At 47.7% G+C, this 16,388-nt stretch carries 13 protein-coding genes; 8 read left to right on the top strand and 5 right to left on the bottom strand.

The genetic code is table 11. The features are described 5' to 3' along the window. Nucleotides 1-818 precede the first annotated feature (818 nt). From A3224_RS13765 to A3224_RS13755, 3 genes are all read left to right on the top strand, one after another. Nucleotides 819-1,202 (top strand): hypothetical protein, encoded by a 384-nt coding sequence (locus tag A3224_RS13765; protein ID WP_067155781.1) that lies wholly within the window; start codon nt 819-821, stop codon nt 1,200-1,202. Nucleotides 1,203-1,221: 19 nt separating this feature from the next. Beyond that, entirely contained in the window at nt 1,222-1,869 is a 648-nt protein-coding gene (locus tag A3224_RS13760) for a hypothetical protein (RefSeq protein WP_156481502.1), read from the top strand. A 155-nt stretch (nt 1,870-2,024) separates the two neighbouring features. Further along, nucleotides 2,025-2,336 (top strand): putative HlyD family type I secretion protein, encoded by a 312-nt coding sequence (locus tag A3224_RS13755; RefSeq protein WP_067155777.1) that lies wholly within the window; start codon nt 2,025-2,027, stop codon nt 2,334-2,336. A gap of 786 nt (nt 2,337-3,122) precedes the next feature. Here the strand turns inward: A3224_RS13755 and A3224_RS13750 are convergent. Beyond that, complete coding sequence (locus A3224_RS13750) at nt 3,123-4,328, bottom strand: IS256 family transposase (RefSeq protein ID WP_067154764.1); 1,206 nt, start codon at nt 4,326-4,328, stop codon at nt 3,123-3,125. A gap of 260 nt (nt 4,329-4,588) precedes the next feature. Here A3224_RS13750 and A3224_RS13745 point away from each other — a divergent pair, with 260 nt between their 5' ends. The 4 genes from A3224_RS13745 (at nt 4,589) to A3224_RS13730 (ending at nt 7,917) form a co-directional block, all read left to right on the top strand. Next, complete coding sequence (locus tag A3224_RS13745) at nt 4,589-5,584, top strand: hypothetical protein (protein WP_231902398.1); 996 nt, start codon at nt 4,589-4,591, stop codon at nt 5,582-5,584. A gap of 261 nt (nt 5,585-5,845) precedes the next feature. Beyond that, a complete protein-coding gene (locus tag A3224_RS13740) occupies nt 5,846-6,256 on the top strand; it encodes an HlyD family efflux transporter periplasmic adaptor subunit (protein WP_197462997.1) in 411 nt (136 codons plus the stop codon). A 14-nt stretch (nt 6,257-6,270) separates the two neighbouring features. Continuing rightward, nucleotides 6,271-7,059, top strand: coding sequence for a hypothetical protein (locus A3224_RS13735; RefSeq protein ID WP_156481501.1), 789 nt, complete (start codon nt 6,271-6,273; stop codon nt 7,057-7,059). A 213-nt stretch (nt 7,060-7,272) separates the two neighbouring features. Next, the gene (locus A3224_RS13730; protein ID WP_067155768.1) at nt 7,273-7,917 is read left to right on the top strand and encodes a hypothetical protein; all 645 of its coding nucleotides are present in this window, start codon (nt 7,273-7,275) and stop codon (nt 7,915-7,917) included. 44 nt (nt 7,918-7,961) lie between these two features. Here A3224_RS13730 and glcF read toward each other — a convergent pair whose 3' ends face one another. Genes glcF through A3224_RS13715 form a run of 3 tightly spaced genes read right to left on the bottom strand, consistent with a single transcriptional unit; the run spans nt 7,962 to nt 11,716 of the window. After that, nucleotides 7,962-9,176 (bottom strand): glycolate oxidase subunit GlcF, encoded by a 1,215-nt coding sequence (glcF, locus tag A3224_RS13725; protein WP_067155765.1) that lies wholly within the window; start codon nt 9,174-9,176, stop codon nt 7,962-7,964. A gap of 13 nt (nt 9,177-9,189) precedes the next feature. Next, on the bottom strand, nt 9,190-10,257 hold the full coding sequence (gene glcE / locus A3224_RS13720; protein ID WP_067155762.1) for a glycolate oxidase subunit GlcE: 1,068 nt from the start codon (nt 10,255-10,257) through the stop codon (nt 9,190-9,192). Beyond that, on the bottom strand, nt 10,250-11,716 hold the full coding sequence (locus A3224_RS13715) for an FAD-linked oxidase C-terminal domain-containing protein (protein ID WP_067155759.1): 1,467 nt from the start codon (nt 11,714-11,716) through the stop codon (nt 10,250-10,252). The genes glcE and A3224_RS13715 overlap by 8 nt, the downstream gene beginning before the upstream one ends. A gap of 388 nt (nt 11,717-12,104) precedes the next feature. Between A3224_RS13715 and A3224_RS13710 the strand changes: the two genes are divergently transcribed. Further along, nucleotides 12,105-13,319, top strand: coding sequence for a multidrug effflux MFS transporter (locus A3224_RS13710; RefSeq protein ID WP_082817545.1), 1,215 nt, complete (start codon nt 12,105-12,107; stop codon nt 13,317-13,319). 358 nt (nt 13,320-13,677) lie between these two features. Here the strand turns inward: A3224_RS13710 and A3224_RS13705 are convergent, their stop codons facing one another. Continuing rightward, nucleotides 13,678-16,059, bottom strand: coding sequence for an alkaline phosphatase D family protein (locus A3224_RS13705; protein ID WP_067155756.1), 2,382 nt, complete (start codon nt 16,057-16,059; stop codon nt 13,678-13,680). Nucleotides 16,060-16,388 lie beyond the last annotated feature (329 nt).

Here is a 16,388-nt window from a genome sequence, read left to right as displayed (position 1 = left end):
TTTTCCCACCACAAAATTTAAGCAGTCAGTAAGGGAATTCGATACACCAAGTGGCTAAGTAAATCAGCCTTCCGGCTGCCAGTTAGCATCGTCGGTCACTCCTTTGATAATGCGGCGGAAAAACCATTAAAACCTTATTCAAAGCGGAGTCTACAGGACGGGCATCTGTAAAAGGAGAGAAATACGGAACATACGGCTTTTCCCTGGGTTGATTCCTTTAACCATAATCGTATTTTTGCATCTATTGTCGATATACCGCTTGATAAATAGAGAAATCTTATTTTTTAACAGTTTAAGGAACCTCTGATTAATTCGCGTGGACACTATGGTAGCTTCCGGGGCGCTCAGGCAATAGGAAGGACATTTCGAAAACGCACGAGTACTTCCCTGTAGCTCCGACGGATACATCCCTGTATCCGACGGTTTCGAAATGCCCGTCCTATCACCTGAGCTTCACATCCACCCGTGAAGAGCCTCTGCCACCAGAAAGTGATTTAATCAGAGGTTCCCTAAGTTAAATTTAAAATGATTTAGATAGCCAGGTTACTGAGATAAAATCAATACCTACACTTTTTACAGGTGCCGGGTAATAAATGCACAGTATGCTAAGTTGTCTGCTGACACAATATAAGATGAACAATTGGGATAGCCTATAAAGCATGGCTGCATTTGTAACAGAAAAAATCTTGTTGTGGAGAAAAGAATTTTCGGTTGCTCAGATATAACAAGTCTTGAAATAAAGACAACTTATTAACTATGATTTTGTATTATATTTAGGTTATTGATTAATTTAAATTATTTAAATTAGGTATTGATAAATGAAAAAAATCTTATTGTTTTTGTCTGTGATGAGTGCCAATTCTGCCTGCGCTTTTAATATCGATGAGATTGATAAAGAATGTAGCAAAGGTTTGATTGATGAGATGCTTTCTTGCTATCAAAGTTATAATGATGAACTCGATGAATTGATAAAGGAAAAGATAGAAGACGCTAAAGTTAATTATGAAAATCCAAAGCTGGCAATTGATACGCAGCCGCTATGGGAATCTTATATAAATAAATGGTGTTCCGGTCGCAACCGTTTAAGTGGCGGATGGGGACAGCTTGTTTACTATAATTGCATAGTTGATCACAAAATAATGCGTCTCGAACAGCTAAATAAATATTACTGTACTGATAATGGATGTGGGAAGAAAATTTAATATTTAAATGGGTGATGTGATGTCAAAAAATCTGGTTTTAGTTCTATCTTTTTTGTTGTCTGTTTCTGGTTTTGTTCGTGCTGAGGATGAAATCATTTGTGATGAGGTATCTCAATATAAGGGTAAAATTACAAATAATTTAGATTCGTATGATGTATTTTCTGATCTTGTTGATGCTGGTGAGATCTATATTCCGAATGGACAAGAGATGCACCCAAGTGTAGGGCTTAAGCTATTGATTCAAGGTGGTACTTATAGGATGCCAGTAGATATTTCCAGGTGGAAGAAAAAAATTGAAGACCTGGAGGGTATCATGAAAACGATGCGAGTAAAAAAGTTTAAAGCCGATATGAATAATAATGGGGATATGGAAGATGTGGTGCAGGTGGCCTGGAAAGGAGATGAAGTTCTCAAGGGGGTGTGGATAAAAATTAATTATGTGGTGGATGAGTTTAATAATATTAGATCGGATTTTGTTAATGATGGGACTGTTGAATATATTTCAGGAGACGTTATTAGTTACAAGGATATGTTTTATACGATCAACGCTTATGGTTATGGTCGCCCGGCTATAGAGGTAAATGAGCTATCAACAAAGCCAATTCTAAGCGAAAACAAGCCGGATGGTTTCTTTAAAGGATTAACAGTTTGTAAAATTTCCCTCTGAAGGACAGTTATGCTTCTCCATTTCTAGCAGTAAGCAAAATTTTGTGCGGCGAGACGATTTGCTCGCTGCATTAAAGTTTCACTGATTACTTGGAATCATGTTTATAAAATCTAAATAAAACGGTAAGGATATACCATCTATAAGATTCGTAAATCTTGGCAGGATTCGCTGGAGGAAGCCAGACGACCGAAGTCAAGATCGATACTGTTAACTTTACCAAGTACGACGTAATAGATGCGGAACTCATTAACTTGTCTGATGATGCAGTACAGGATGAGAAGCTGGGGTTGATCTACAAGGCGCGATTGCGCTTAAAGCAGGATGGCCTCTCTGTGGAGGACAAGTATGTTCGGCTGTCGCCCGGTATGTCGGTAACGGCAGAAGTGAAAACCGGGCAGAGGCGGATAATTGAATTTTTTCTGTCTCCATTGCTTAGGTATAAGAAAGATAGCCTCAAAGAAAGGTAAAGGTGGGAACACAAGTGGAAATCTATAAAAAAGAGGCTTTTAGCCAAAAGCTAGGCGGTCACATTGGGTAGATAGGATACCGCCAAGGGCACACACAACAGTTATCCTGCACCTGAGAGGCGCGAAGTCCGTAAAGATGCAAAGATAACCGATGAGGTAGGAAGTCAGATAGAAACATTAATCCGACAGGAACCTAGCCTGTAGTAAATGGAAAACTACCTAGAAAGACAAACGGATGTGTCTTTGCAACACGAGCTGATCTATCAGCTGGTTTATATTGAAAAAATAATTGGCGGAAATTTATAAACTTACCTGCGCATGACGTAAAAATTCTGCGGCAAGCGCTATGGCAGCAGAAACTGGATCGGAAAGATAAGTAATCGTGTTGTAAATGCAGAATTTTATGTTGAATATTTTGATTGGGGATAAGGGTGTGTTTAGATTTTCATGTTTATTGTTTATTAGCGTTTTATTTCAGTCGGCCAGCTGCTTCGCATCAGAATACTACGACATTTCTTTGCAAAAAATTGAGAGTATGGTGAAGAATAATTTTTATTTTTCTCTATACCGTCAGAATGCTAAGCAGAAGCAGCTTTGCGAGGGGATTATTAGTGGGATTAGATCTCTTGCCGATGATAAGGTTGAAGGGGAGGTTAGCTACCTGTATCCAGTGCATGCTTCAGATAGCAAAAAATCACCAGAAATAAAGAAGTTTTCGAGGGTGTTCAAAATTCTGTGTCAGCCAAATAGCCTGAGGGTGTTCAAAATTCTGTGTCAGCCAAATAGTCACAGACTGATGTATTTCTCCAAGCGTTCCGGGAAGTGGATCGCCAGCTGTGACAGCGTCAGGTTCCAGTTCTGGATTGGGTGCGTCCAGCGCTCGGAGGCCTTCAGTATACCGGCGTACAGCAGCTTGAGTAAGCTGTTCTCATTGGCGAAGCCACCCTTGGTTTTGGTCAGTTTTCGAAACTGCCTGTGCACGGCTTCAACGGCGTTTGTGGTGTAAATTGGCTTGCGTACGTATTCCGGATATTTGAAGTAGGCCGATAGTGTGAGCCACTTGCTGCGCCAGGACTTGATCACCATCGGGTATTTGTCGCCCCACTTGGCTTCCAGCTCGTCCAGTGCGCTCTCGGCAGCATTGAGTGTTGCCGCCTTGTAGACACATTTGAGATCTGCCATAAAGGCCTTCTGGTTCTTCGAAGCCACGTACTTCATCGAATTGCGGATCTGGTGGATCACGCAGTGCTGGATCTCCGTTTGGGGGTAGATGCTCTCGATGGCTTCGGGGAAGCCCTGGAGGCCATCCACACAGGCGATCAGGATATCTTTGACCCCGCGGTTGTATAGGTCGGTCAGAACGCTCAGCCAGTGGTGTGCGCCTTCCTGGTCGGACAAGTAGAGTCCCAGCAGCTCTTTCTTGCCTTCGATGTTCAGGCCGAGGATGGTGTAAATGGCCTTGCTGATATAGCGGCCGTTTTCCTTGATTTTATAGTGGATAGCGTCGAGCCAGATGATAGGGTAGATAGGCTCCAGGTCGCGCTCACGCCAGGCCTGAAGCTCGGGCAGCAGCTTGTCTGTAACGGCATTAATGGTGCCGTTGGAGAGTTCCATACCGTAGATGTCGGCAATGTGTGTGCGGATGTCCTGGTAGCTGTTACCGAGGGCAAACAGGGCAATCACTTTGCGCTCCAGTTCGTCGGTAAGCTGCGTCTGATGCTTTTTGACGATCTGCGGTTCGAAGGTGCCGGCACGGTCCCGCGGCGTATCCAGTTCAAAGCTGCCAGCGGAGCTCTTCATGGTCTTAGATGTATGGCCATTCTTGCGGTTGGGCTTGTCCTCGCTTGCGAGGTGCTCCTCCAGCTCCGCCCGCATGGCCGCTTCGGTAAGCTGTTTGATCAGTGGGGTCAGGATACCGTCTTTGCCACTGAGGTCTTTGCCCTCACGCAGTGCCTTGATGGCGGCATCCATATCGAAGGTAGGTTTGGTCATAGGTCATCTCTTTTTTGTTAATGGTAAAGAAATGACACAGAATTCTGAACACTACCAAGTTTTCCAGCCATCTTCAGGATGATCCATTTTCTCTTTATACCTCTCTTTATCCAGGGTTGGTAGGGGAGTCAAATTTTCTAGTTTTTCAGCACGATTTTGATGAGCATCTGGAAAATGGCATAGAAACTATTTTTTTTAGTGGTGAAATTTCGCGGGAATATAGGGATTCTAAATATAATGAGCCAGGAGATATCTACAAGGTGTATGGAAGTTCTGGGATTAAAAGGAACTACGTTGCTTTTGTGTATGGAGTTTCTGGTGAAAATGATATCAGGTCTGTTTTAGTAAAGTACAGAAATTCTGTATACGTTGTTGGGTACAATAAAAGGGGCCTTTCTGGTGGGAGAGGTATAGAAGGGGGGAAGTTCATTGCGGAATTCAATATTTTTGAGCTCAAGGATAATTATCCTGAGGCAATTCGGGTCTGTAAATATGTTGTCTTGAAAAATAAGTCAGAAAAAATATCTGAATTTAAATTGAACATGGAGATAGATCAGCTCAGGGAACCAGAAAGGTTATTGTCAGATACCTCAGTCATTGAGCCAGTTGAGTTTATAAGTAAATACTCGAAAATTAAGGTTGATAAAATTACAGCCTACGATGAAGTTCCTGAAGAAGTGTGTCGAAGATATGATTTGGCAGTTAGGGAGGGTAGAGCGCAAACGATTCTTCCCGACCATATCTCCCAGGAGAAGTGGTCGCAAGAAATGCTCAAATACTATAGCAAAATCAGCAGGGAACCTTATGAGAATGAGATGAGCCTTATCGCTGATGGTCAAATTATCCCGAGATGGGATCCTTACTCGGTGTTTTTGGGTGGGCCGGTGGAGCAGTATGGTTTTGCGCTAGGAGATTATACGGTATATCAAACTGATATGGATGGTCAGGGTGATAATGAAATTGTTTTTATGGCCAGGGATCTGGCTATGTATGGGTATGGAGATAAGGGTGGACTGGAGTTTAAGGTGTATGGTGCGAATGGTGAATTTATTGATAGCGTGAGTGTTTCGGATTGGAAATATACTGAAGATTATAAAGGGTGGCCTGGAATAGCCAAAGTAGGGAAAGAGACATATGTTTATAGATATTCAATTGAGAATATTAATGGCCGTAAAAATCTTTATATCGAAACCTACCAGTTATTAGATGGGGAATTTAGTGCAATATGTTTTATAAAATCTCGCGATTTTGAATAATAACTGTAATTGGTAAGTGGCGGCCAGCTGGTAGAGCCTGCACCTTTCCCCAGCAGGGGAAAAGCACCGATGAACTACAACCAGCTCACCGAGAATGAGCGATACCAGGTCACAGTCTGAAAACAGACGACTCTCTAAATTTGAGATTGCCAAAAATCTGGCTGGGGCGACATACTTCCACAATCAGCGATGAGCTACGCCGTAACGCTGGACTGAGGGGGTACCGTCCAAGACAGGCACAAAAGTTTTCAACAGCTGGCTGTGCACACGATTGGCGGTGTGGTTACCCCAGCTCAGGAGTTGATGCTGATAGTGCCTGAGCAGAGTGAACTGGAGGTAGAGGCTTTTATCCTCAACAAAGATATTGGCTTTGTGCAGGAAGGTCAGACGGCGGAAGTCAAGATCGATACTTTTAACTTTACCAAGTACGACGTAATAGATGCGGAACCCATTAACTTGTCTGATGATGCCGTACAGGATGAAAAATTGGGATTGATCTACAAGGCGCGATTGCGCTTAAAGCAGGATGGCCTCTCTGTGGAGGACAAGTATGTTCGGCTGTCGCCCGGTATGTCGGTAATGGCAGAAGTGAAAACCGGACAAAGACAGATAATTGAATTTTTCCTGTCTTCGTTGCTCAGGTACAAGAAAGATAGCCTGAAAGAAAGATAAAGGTAGGGGAGCAAGTGCAAATCTATAAAGGAAATTTGCTTTATTTTCTTATATCTATTGTGGTTCTCTCTTTAATTGCTATTTATTTTCATATCTCTTGGAGATTTTCGCAAGTCGATGCAGGGATCTGCCCAGCAGAAGGTAGGATTCTAAGTGGTGATGAGTTGCGGAAGAGGATGCTAAAAGATTTTGTGCGTATACATGTAGATTTTACAGATATATACTACAGAATTTTGCGCAGTGGTTCTTGGCGGGTTGGTATTTCTCCTGACTTGTCTAGAGTTGATGTAAAACGATTGATTAGAGAATCTTATGGCAATGAAAAATCTTTTGAAGAAAATTTTTCCATCGATGTTATTGCGCCAAGTGAAGTGGTTGTAACATATAAAGAGAGTCTAATTATTGATTTTCCTAAGAAGCATTTTTCTTTGGTATTTTTTACGGATGATAAGTCTGGTTTAGCAAGGTTTATATCAACGAAAAGTGTTTATGAAATAGAAAATGATGATGATTATAAAAAGAGATATAAAATTAGTTTGTTTGATGGATGTCGTGGTTTCGGAAAGAATTTTTATTCTTTAAAAAGTTTAATCATACATAAAGATTGCTGTGATAATAAATTTTATAGGCAAACCATTCGGGAATACATGAAAAATAAGCGGGAGGCTTACAGGGATACCGTTGAAGAATTTGATCGTGGTGTTGCATTTCATAGCCAAGTTGTCGCTGTATCCAATTGTGGGAATGTTATGACAGAAAAGGTTGAAAATGGTTTAAATTTGGATTTTGTTAAATGGATGTAAGGAGAGTATTTATGGCTATGCCAACAATCGAGCAAGTGGTTTCCAGGTATCTGTTCAATCAGGATGCGTCGCCGGTAAAAGGAATACAAGTGATATTATCACCTTTGAGGATGGTGAAGGACGTTTTTATAGGGGCATCCAGATAATTAGTCGAACGAAGTCGTAGTTGGAGTTCTTAAAGAGAAGATTACGCAAGATTTAGGAGTGGTATATATGAGTAGTATTTCCAAGTCATTACTTCTTTGGGGCCTCATGTTGTCCTTCAATGCATCAGCCAATACGGTCGCGCCATCGGTTGATGTCTGTGCTTATGCAAAGGAGAGGATATTAAGGTTTACAGAAGAGATTGATAAAAGAAATCAGGGAAAACATTATGAGGAAAAAATTGGAATCAATGTGGATTTTAACTTCACCCTAAATTCATGGACGTCTCAGGATGTGTTGTCTATTGGCGTGAAAGGACGGGAATATGTATTTGCTAAGCTATTCCAGTTTGTAGACATAAATAATGACGGAGAAGAGGAGTTTGTTGCAAAGTTCTATGAGCAGGCCGGTCGGGAAGCTGAGGGTGAGGGTCTGATTATAAATAAATATATAAAAAGGAAAGATGTTGAAAATCTGATCACGCTAAGTATTGCCAGGGAAAGCTTATCTTTTGGTTTTAGAGATAGACTGTTTTTGGATGGCTCTGGCCGGAAGTTTGGAATTCCATTCCATCCATATTTATTTAGTTTTCAAGATCGTAATTACCTTCTGTTTGTACTCCATTTCATCGGGCATGACGACTTTGTGGTCTCCGAGCTCAGTGAAAATTTTCAGCTTAACCAAATTTGCTACATAGATGAATTCTCTAATTAGGGAGTGATTTTATGATTACTTGAATCCAAAAGCGATTATGTTGGCTATTTGTGCGTATCCAATAACTCAATCCAATGCTGAACCGGCACCTCTGCCTGGGATTCCAGGTGCATCTGGCAGCCGATATTGGCAGTGACGATACGGTCTGGTTGACCCACCATCAGCGCGTCCAGTTTTTTCTCCAGCAGTCGTTGGCTCAGTTTTGGCTGTAGCACGGAATAGGTCCCGGCCGAGCCACAGCACAGGTGTTTGTCCCGGGTTTCTGCAAGGTCGATGCCTGCGCGAGTCAGGACTTGTTCCACTACACCGCTTTGTTGCATGGCGTGTTGGAGTGTACAGGGACAGTGAAAGGCCACTTTGCCTGGGTTTTGTTTTAGGTGGAGTTTTTCCAGGTCCTGCTGGAGTAGGAAAGCGCCCAGATCAGTGCAGAGCTCGCTGACTTTTTTGGCCCGCTCGGCGTAAGCGGGATCGTCTTTTAGCAGGTGTCCATAATCTTGAACCATGGCGCCGCAACCGGAAGCGGTCATGATAATGGCCTCTGCACCGGCTTCGATGGCGGGCCACCAGGCGTCGATGTTCCGGCGCATATACGCCAGCGCCTGCTCGTGTTCCGACAGGTGGTAATTGACGGCTCCACAGCAGCCGGCTTGTGGCGCCTCCACCATGGTGATGCCGAGTTTGTCTAATACCCGCGCGGCGGCGGCGTTGGTATTGGGTGTAGCCGAAGGTTGAACACATCCGGCCAGGGCCAGAACTTTGCGTTGATGGCTGACTTTGGGCCAGGGGCTGGCTTGTTTTTTGGGGGGCACTTTGCGGCGCAGGCTGTTAGGGAGCAGCGGCCGGAATAGCTGCCCGATGCGCAGCAGTGATCCAAACAGTCGGCGCCTGGGCAGCACCCGGGCCAGGCCCCAGCGCAACCAGCGGTCTATCGGCTTGCGGGGCAGCTGTTTTTCTATCAGGCCGCGGCTGATATCCACCAGGCGGCCGTACTGAACCCCGGAGGGACAGGTGGTTTCACAGCTGCGGCATGTCAGACAGCGGTCCAGGTGTTCGCGGGTTTTTTCTGTAATTTCCGCTCCTTCCAGGAACATTTTCATCAGGTAGATCCGTCCCCGGGGGCCGTCGCGCTCGTCGTGCAGTTCCTGATAGGTAGGGCAGGTCGCGGTGCAGAAACCGCAGTGTACACAGGCGCGCAGAATGGCTTCCGCTTCCTGACCTTCCTGTGTTTTGGCAAATTGTTGAACCAGATTTGTTTGCATGGTGTTTCTGCTCTTACAGCCAGCTGTATAGGCGTCCGGGATTGAAAAGGTGGTCCGGATCGAAGGCATTCTTAATGCGTTGCTGAATGGTTTTCAGGGCCTCGGGTTGGCGGTGCATGACTTCGCCACTGCGGTCGCCGCCGCGAAAGAGGCTGACCTGCCCACCTGCGGCAGCGGCCAGCGCTTCCATCTCCACCATCTTGCCTTCGCCCCGGTACCAGCGTTGGGCGCCCGCCCAGTCGATCAGCCACTCGCCCTCTAGTTTGGGCTGTAGGGCGGTGGAGCTGATGGAGAAGCGCCACAGGGGGACATTTGTGGCGGTGAAGAAACCGTGCTGCAGATCCCGGATCTGTTGCCAGAACTGTTCGCCTTGCTCCAATATTTTCCCGGACCACTTCTCGGCGGTTGCTTCTACCGCGGAACGGGCGCCGGACAGGCGCAGATAGACTTTGCCGTCTACCCAACAGGCGCCTGTAATGGGTTTGGGTTCCGCAGCGCGGCTGTTCATATACTGTATGACTTCGCCCGGCGCCATGTCTTGCACTAACGTGAGGGTGGCGGCGGGTTGCGGCATGACTTTGAGGCTGATTTCAGTGATGACGCCCAGCGTTCCCATAGCCCCGGCCTGCAGGCGGGAAACATCGTAACCGGCCACATTTTTCATCACCTGGCCGCCAAAGCGCAGGTGTTCACCCTTGCCATTTAGCAGCCGGATACCCAGTACCTGATCGCGAATGGAGCCGGCCCAGGGGCGCGCCGGGCCGGACAGGTTGCAGGCCAGTGTGCCGCCGATGGTGGCGTTCTCTCCCAGTCTTGGCGGTTCAAAGTGCAGAGCCTGGCCTTGTTCTGCCAGTGTTGCTTCAATTTCGCGCAGCGGGGTGCCGGCGCGTACCGTTAGTACCAGCTCCACCGGATGATATTCAACCACGCCGGTGTGTTCTGCCAGGTTGAGGATGTCTGTGTTCGGATCGACCGGGCGCCCCATAAAGGCCTTGGTGCCACCGCCGATAATATTGAGCTTTCTCCCGTCTTCCCGGGCCTGGAGTACCTGCTCCTGAAGTTGTGGAAATATATCAGCCATGGGGGGCATCCGTTTGTGTGTGCTGAGTGGGGGCCAGTGCGCGGTATTCCTGGCAGAATTTCAGTGCGGGCACGTTCTTACCGGGGTTGAGAATTCCCACTGGATCGAACGCGGTTTTCACATCGTGGAATTGCCGCAATTCTTCATCGGTGAATTGCACTACCATTTGTCGGATTTTCTCCACGCCGACGCCGTGCTCGCCGGTGATACAGCCTCCGGCCTCGACACAGAGTCTGAGAATACTGGCACCAAAGGCCTCGGTGCGCTCCAATTCGCCGGGCGCGTTGGCGTCGAACAGGATCAGTGGGTGCAGGTTGCCGTCGCCGGCGTGGAATACGTTGGCCACTCGCAGCCCGAATTGCCCGGATAATTTTTCGATTTCGGTCAGGACATGGGCCAAATGGCGGCGGGGAATGGTGCCGTCCATGCAATAGTAATCCGGAGAAATTTTTCCCACCGCCGGAAAGGCACTCTTGCGCCCTTTCCACAGCAGAGCCCGCTCCTCTTCGGTACGTGATGTGCGCACAGAGGTGGCGCCAAGCTCGTGGAAGAGGGCTTCTGTCTGGGCGATATGTTCATCTACCTCTTCCTCGGTGCCGTCCACTTCGCATAGCAGCAGCGCTTTTGCCTCGCGCGGATAGCCACCCCCGATAAAATCGTCGGCCGCCACAATTGCGTGGCTGTCCATCATTTCCAGGCCCGCGGGGATAATGCCGTTGGCGATGATGCCACCGACCGCATCTGCCGCTTTCTGAATACTGTCGAAACCGGCCATCACAACCCGAGCTACTTCTGGCACTGGCAGCAGCTTCACTTTGACTTCAGTCACCACGCCCAGAAGCCCTTCGGAGCCGGTTAATAGCGCCAGTAGGTCCATCCCGCAGCTGTCCAGGCCGTCACTGCCGATGGTTACCAGCTCCCCTTCGGCGGTCACCATTTCCACGCTGATAATGTTGTGCACGGTCAGCCCGTACTTCAGGCAATGCACACCGCCGGCGTTCTCAGCCACATTCCCGCCAATACTGCAGGCAATCTGGGATGAGGGGTCTGGGCCGTAGTAGAGTCCGTATTTGGCCGCTTCCTCGCTGATAGCGAGGTTGCGGACCCCCGGCTGTAATCGCGCTGTACGCGCCAGGGGGTCTATATCGAGAATGCGGCTGAAGCGGGCCAGGGAGAGCACTACGCCGTCACGGTGGGGCATGGCACCGGCGCTGAGTCCGGTCCCCGCGCCTCGGGCCACCACGGGAATGCCGTACTGGTTACAGATACGCATCACCTGCTGCACTTGCGCCACAGTGTCCGGCAGCACGACCAGCATGGGCATTTCGCAGTAGGTGGCCATGCCGTCACATTCGTAGGGCTTCAGGGTTTCCTCGTCGGTAATAACGAATCGGGGGTCAATGAAGGCCCGGAACTGCTCTGCCAGCTGGAGTTTGCTGATTCTCGCTTTGCTCGCCATAATGCTCTCTAGGGTTGTAAACTGTTAAAAACTACTCACTGACGTCAAACCACTTAGACGTGACCGCTACTACAGCGCCCTATCTTCCTGTTTTTCAGCAGGCAGAGTGTGTATACGGCATTTTAATTCATAGGCAACCAACCATTAGTATCTGGACACATTGGTTTCAGGCTTATCTTTGCTGATGCATTCTTCCTATTCAAGTGCGCAGGGCCTGCTGGTGCAGACCACACAGGTAGGGTTTTGTTCTTTTCGCGAGTAATTTGCCTGAGCGCCCCGGAACCAACTGCAGCACTCAATTGAATACATCAGAGGTTCCTAAAGCCTATTGGGGTCTCAGGCCGGTTTGCCCAACCTCAATTTGATGTAATTTAAGGAGGTACAAGTATTGCCCCGTATTCAGCTTGCATTCCTATTGGGGATGACTGTTGCTCTCGGTCCGCTCGCCCTGGATGCTTATCTGCCCGCATTTCCCGAAATTGCTGATGAGCTCGGTGTAGCCCACGGTGCTGTGGGCCTTACGTTGGGTGCCTATGTGGGAACCATGGGACTGGCGCAATTGATCGGGGGCCCTCTCTCGGATCGGTATGGGCGGCAGAAAATCCTTATGCTAGGGCTGGCAGTCTTTGCCTTGGGGGCCTGGTTAGTTGCTCAGGCAGGTACTTTGCAGGAAATGCTGCACTGGCGGATTTTGCAAGGCATTGGCGGAGCCTTCTGCGCTGTGTCCGTGCCCGCGGTGGTTCGCGACCAGACTGGTGGGGCCGAATCAGCACGCCTTTTCGGCTTGATAGGGCTGATTATGTTTGTTGTCCCGGCGCTCGCTCCAACCCTGGGGGCTATCCTGCTGGAGTGGAAAGACTGGCCGGCCATTTTTCTGGTGCTGTCGGGTTATGCTGTCGTACTTATGGTGGTACTCCACTTCGGGCTTTTCCGCCGTTTACCGCCCCGCAAGCCTGTCGTTACGCCTATGGTCACCTTGGTGACCAACTACGCGATGGTGCTCCGCCACTTGGTGACCATGAGGTTTATTGGCATCCAGGCTCTATGCTTTTCGATTATGCTGGTTTTTATTACCCACTCCTCGTTCATTTACCAAGAGTGGTTTGGTCTTTCCAAGAGTATGTTCTCCGGCTTGTTCGCGGCCAATATTGCCGCTATGGCAGGCATGAATCTATTGAATCGCAAGTTACTGCGTTCTTTTGATTCCGTGGTTATCCTTCGAGCCGTTATCGTTTTGCAGGGCGTGATGGTCTTGGCGCTGGTGATGGCGGCCTTCTTTGAGGCCCCTTATTGGCTTGTAGCAGTGTGTATTATCTGTTGTGTAGGGTTTCAGGGTGCCATTGTTCCGAACAATATGGCCAATGCATTGGAGTTTTTCCCTCATCTCGGGGGGACTGCCGCGGCACTGCTCGGTGCGACGCAGTTTGTCATTGCCGGTTTGATCAGTAGTTTCTCGTCATCGGTAAGTGGACATGCTTTGCTACCTATTGCGTTGACTATGGCCGCCTGTTCCGCGGGTGCGGTATTTCTGGTTCTGGGTGCACCAGAGGCGGTAGCGCGAGAAATACGTGCCGTTCAGGCAACTTCTAAGCCAGAAGTTTAACGGGCTTCCGAAAAACCTGGGGTGACTTAAGGAATCTCTGATTAATTCGCGTGAACACTATGGTAGCTTCCGGGGCGCTCAGGCAGTAGGACGGATATTTCGAAAACGCACGAGTACTTCCCTGTAGCTCCGACGGATACATCCCTGTATCCGTCGGTTTCGAAATATCCGTCCTACCACCTGAGCTTCACATCCGCCCCGAAGCGCCTCTGCCACCAGAAAGTGACTTAATCAGAGGTTCCTTAAAAGCCCTTTCCGGCAGCCGTTTTGCGAAAAATCAGTTTTATAAAAGGGGGGCGGTTTTGCACTCCAGCTGACTACTGGAGTGCTGAGTCTTATAGATGGAGGCCGCTTTTAATTAAGTTACTTTATTGATTCCGATATTTTCATCCTGATGGATCGTCAGTGGCCAGCCTGGAAATTGGTTGTTTGGATTGTTATCCGTTGCATCAACCAGAAAGCGGAATGCCTCCATTGTATAGGTTCTATCTTCGGTATCAAAAGTGATAAATCCGAACCCAGAACCTTTTTCATGCGCTCGAATATAGCGGTTTGCGGATTTTTCTACTTCCGGATTGCCCGCTGCGTAAACGTATATTTTGTTGCCAAAGCTATCCAGGTATTCACCAGTTTGTGATAAGCCGTGGGAAGGGCGGTTAGTGTGAGGCAGGGGTAAGTCGTCAGGACGCCACCACCTTGGCCAGCCAGCGGCGATAGCGGGGGTGCAGAATGCCCAGTTGCTATCCCGTTGTTTATCTACGCCGTATTGAGAGAGTGTGGCCAGGTGGGTGTCACCGCAAATATGTAATGCTTTGGATTGACGCATTATTTTTATTGCCCGGTTGCGTGCTGTAGCCGGCCAGCCGCTGCTGTCAAAGTCATATTTGAGGTAGCGGTCGGGCAGGGGTTGGTGAGTGGAAATTCCTGCAAATACGGTTTGGCTGATAACCGCTTTTAAAGTGTGATCGCGCCAGTCGTTGCCCCATTGTTCTAAAAACGCTTCCTGGCGTTTGCCAAGTAGTTGTAAATCCTCCCGATCAAAATCCGGGTTGATATACAAGGGATCTTCATCTTGACCGGTTTCTCCTACCACTATATTTAAGCGATCTGGGCCGCTTTTCCATTGGCGGTCTGCCAATATGGCGAAGCTGATATTCCCATAGACCATTTCCGTATAATAGACATTCAGCCCTCTGTCTGATGGCGTCGGGTCAACAGGATCGGGAAGGTGGGCAGTGTTAGTCTTGTGAATCACATTGAGCACACGTATTGGTTCAATATAGCCACCCAACATATCGCTGCGCCCCAGCTTTTTAGCTTCATCAGACATTTTTGCGCCACCTTCACCCCACAGGTTGCCTTGCAATACATCGTGGTCATCAGGTAGGCAAATGGTGGGCGCATGGCGCATCGGCTCTCTAAAGGCCCAGCCAAATTGATAAAATTTCCTTAAATAGTTCAATATAGCGGGTTCTGCGGGGAAACGAATAACTCCAAAGCCGCCGTGATTCTCATAGATTTGATCGCCTGAAAATAAAATCAGATCCGGCTTTAACTTTGTTACATTGTTGGCTACTGGCTCGTATGGGAAGGCATAGTCATTTTGACAGGTTAGTGCCGCCATTCTCAATTTTCTACCAACGGGTTGGGCCTGAATGGTGCCGGTGAATATATCCGGAACTTCACTGCCATCACGGCGTTTTTCACGGTATACCAGCCTGTAAGGCGTAGCTACTTTTTCATTCCAGTTGGCAATGCGGAATGTGGCTGTCCATGCGTCGGGATCAAGTTGAGCAGTCGCCAGGGAAACCCATTTGCCTGATTGTTTAATCTGTAATTCAACGTGTTGGTTATCTTTTTTACCCAGCGGCCCCGTCAGTGCGCTGAGCTTCATAATATAACCTTCATCAGACCGGCTATTGGTTAAGGTATACATTGCCCATAATATGGGGCCAAATTTTTGCTCGGGGACATCGTTAAACGCATCTCCTTCTATCATCCACTGAGAAAAGCGATAGCGCGTACCATCGGTTTTAGCGGAGCCATTGTTGGAAACCATAAAATCATCAGGATTGTCTGATGGCAGGCTAAAGTTGCTGACAATACAGGTATTCCCAAGCACTTTGTCAACGGAGAAAAGGTCACTTAACTGGCCAATATGTTGTCCATTTTCTGATAAATAGGCATCGAGAGTTAAAGCAAATACGCCATCTCGTGGCTCGCCGCGCAACACTAAACTTACATTCTGCGCATTAACTTGTTGAGACAGGTTTGTTTTTTTGTCGCCTAGCGACAGTTGATTGTTGATTATCCCGGCATCGAGGCCTTGCTGAACAAAACAGTTGCTGCGGTATTCATTAATATCGCTTTTTACACCGACTCGAATACCGGCGCCGCCATCTTTTGAGCTTGTTTGCAACCTTTTTATATTTACGCTGATAACAAAGGGTTTGTGTGCGACTAATTGATGCGTTAAGGAATGAATGCTTCGATTGCCCCCGGTACTCACGCATTCAACGCCACCATCGACAACGCGCCAGTCTTCCATTGGGTTTGCCCAGTACTCACCGCCTACCCAGATCCGGTCATGGGTTTGATCCCAGCTGTCGCTAAACTTTTTTGTAAGGTTGTTGGTCTGATTGCGCTGAGTGTTATTAGTTGTTGATGTGCAGCCAACAACGCCTGCAGCCATTCCGGCGGCTAGCTTTAATGCGTCACGACGTGAGATCCGGTATTTCATTTTCTACCCTTCAAAGTTTTCTTTTGTTTTATAACAAACGGGTGCTGATAGTTTGGTAACAGTTAATTGTTGACAATATCATGGTGATTTTGGCGTTTCAATATATTTTGATTAAGAGGCTTCCTGAGTCTGTAGAAGGCGAAGGTATGGTGGTTTCTGGTATCTGGGGCTTGAGGATCGCGGACCCTATTGATTGTTTTTTTGTGATAATCAAAATCAATAGAGGGGGCTCGTGTATTTATTGAAGGTTATCGAGCGGCTGCGGAGAGCGATAAGATACGTAGGCCTGCCGGTTTTCAAATGGCAATGTTTGGTCTATGCGTGTTGAG

The sequence above is a fragment of the Microbulbifer thermotolerans genome (assembly GCF_001617625.1).
Taxonomy (GTDB): domain Bacteria; phylum Pseudomonadota; class Gammaproteobacteria; order Pseudomonadales; family Cellvibrionaceae; genus Microbulbifer; species Microbulbifer thermotolerans.
The sequence above is the reverse complement of the archived record's forward strand: the minus strand, read 5'-3'. Positions and strand labels throughout refer to the sequence as shown.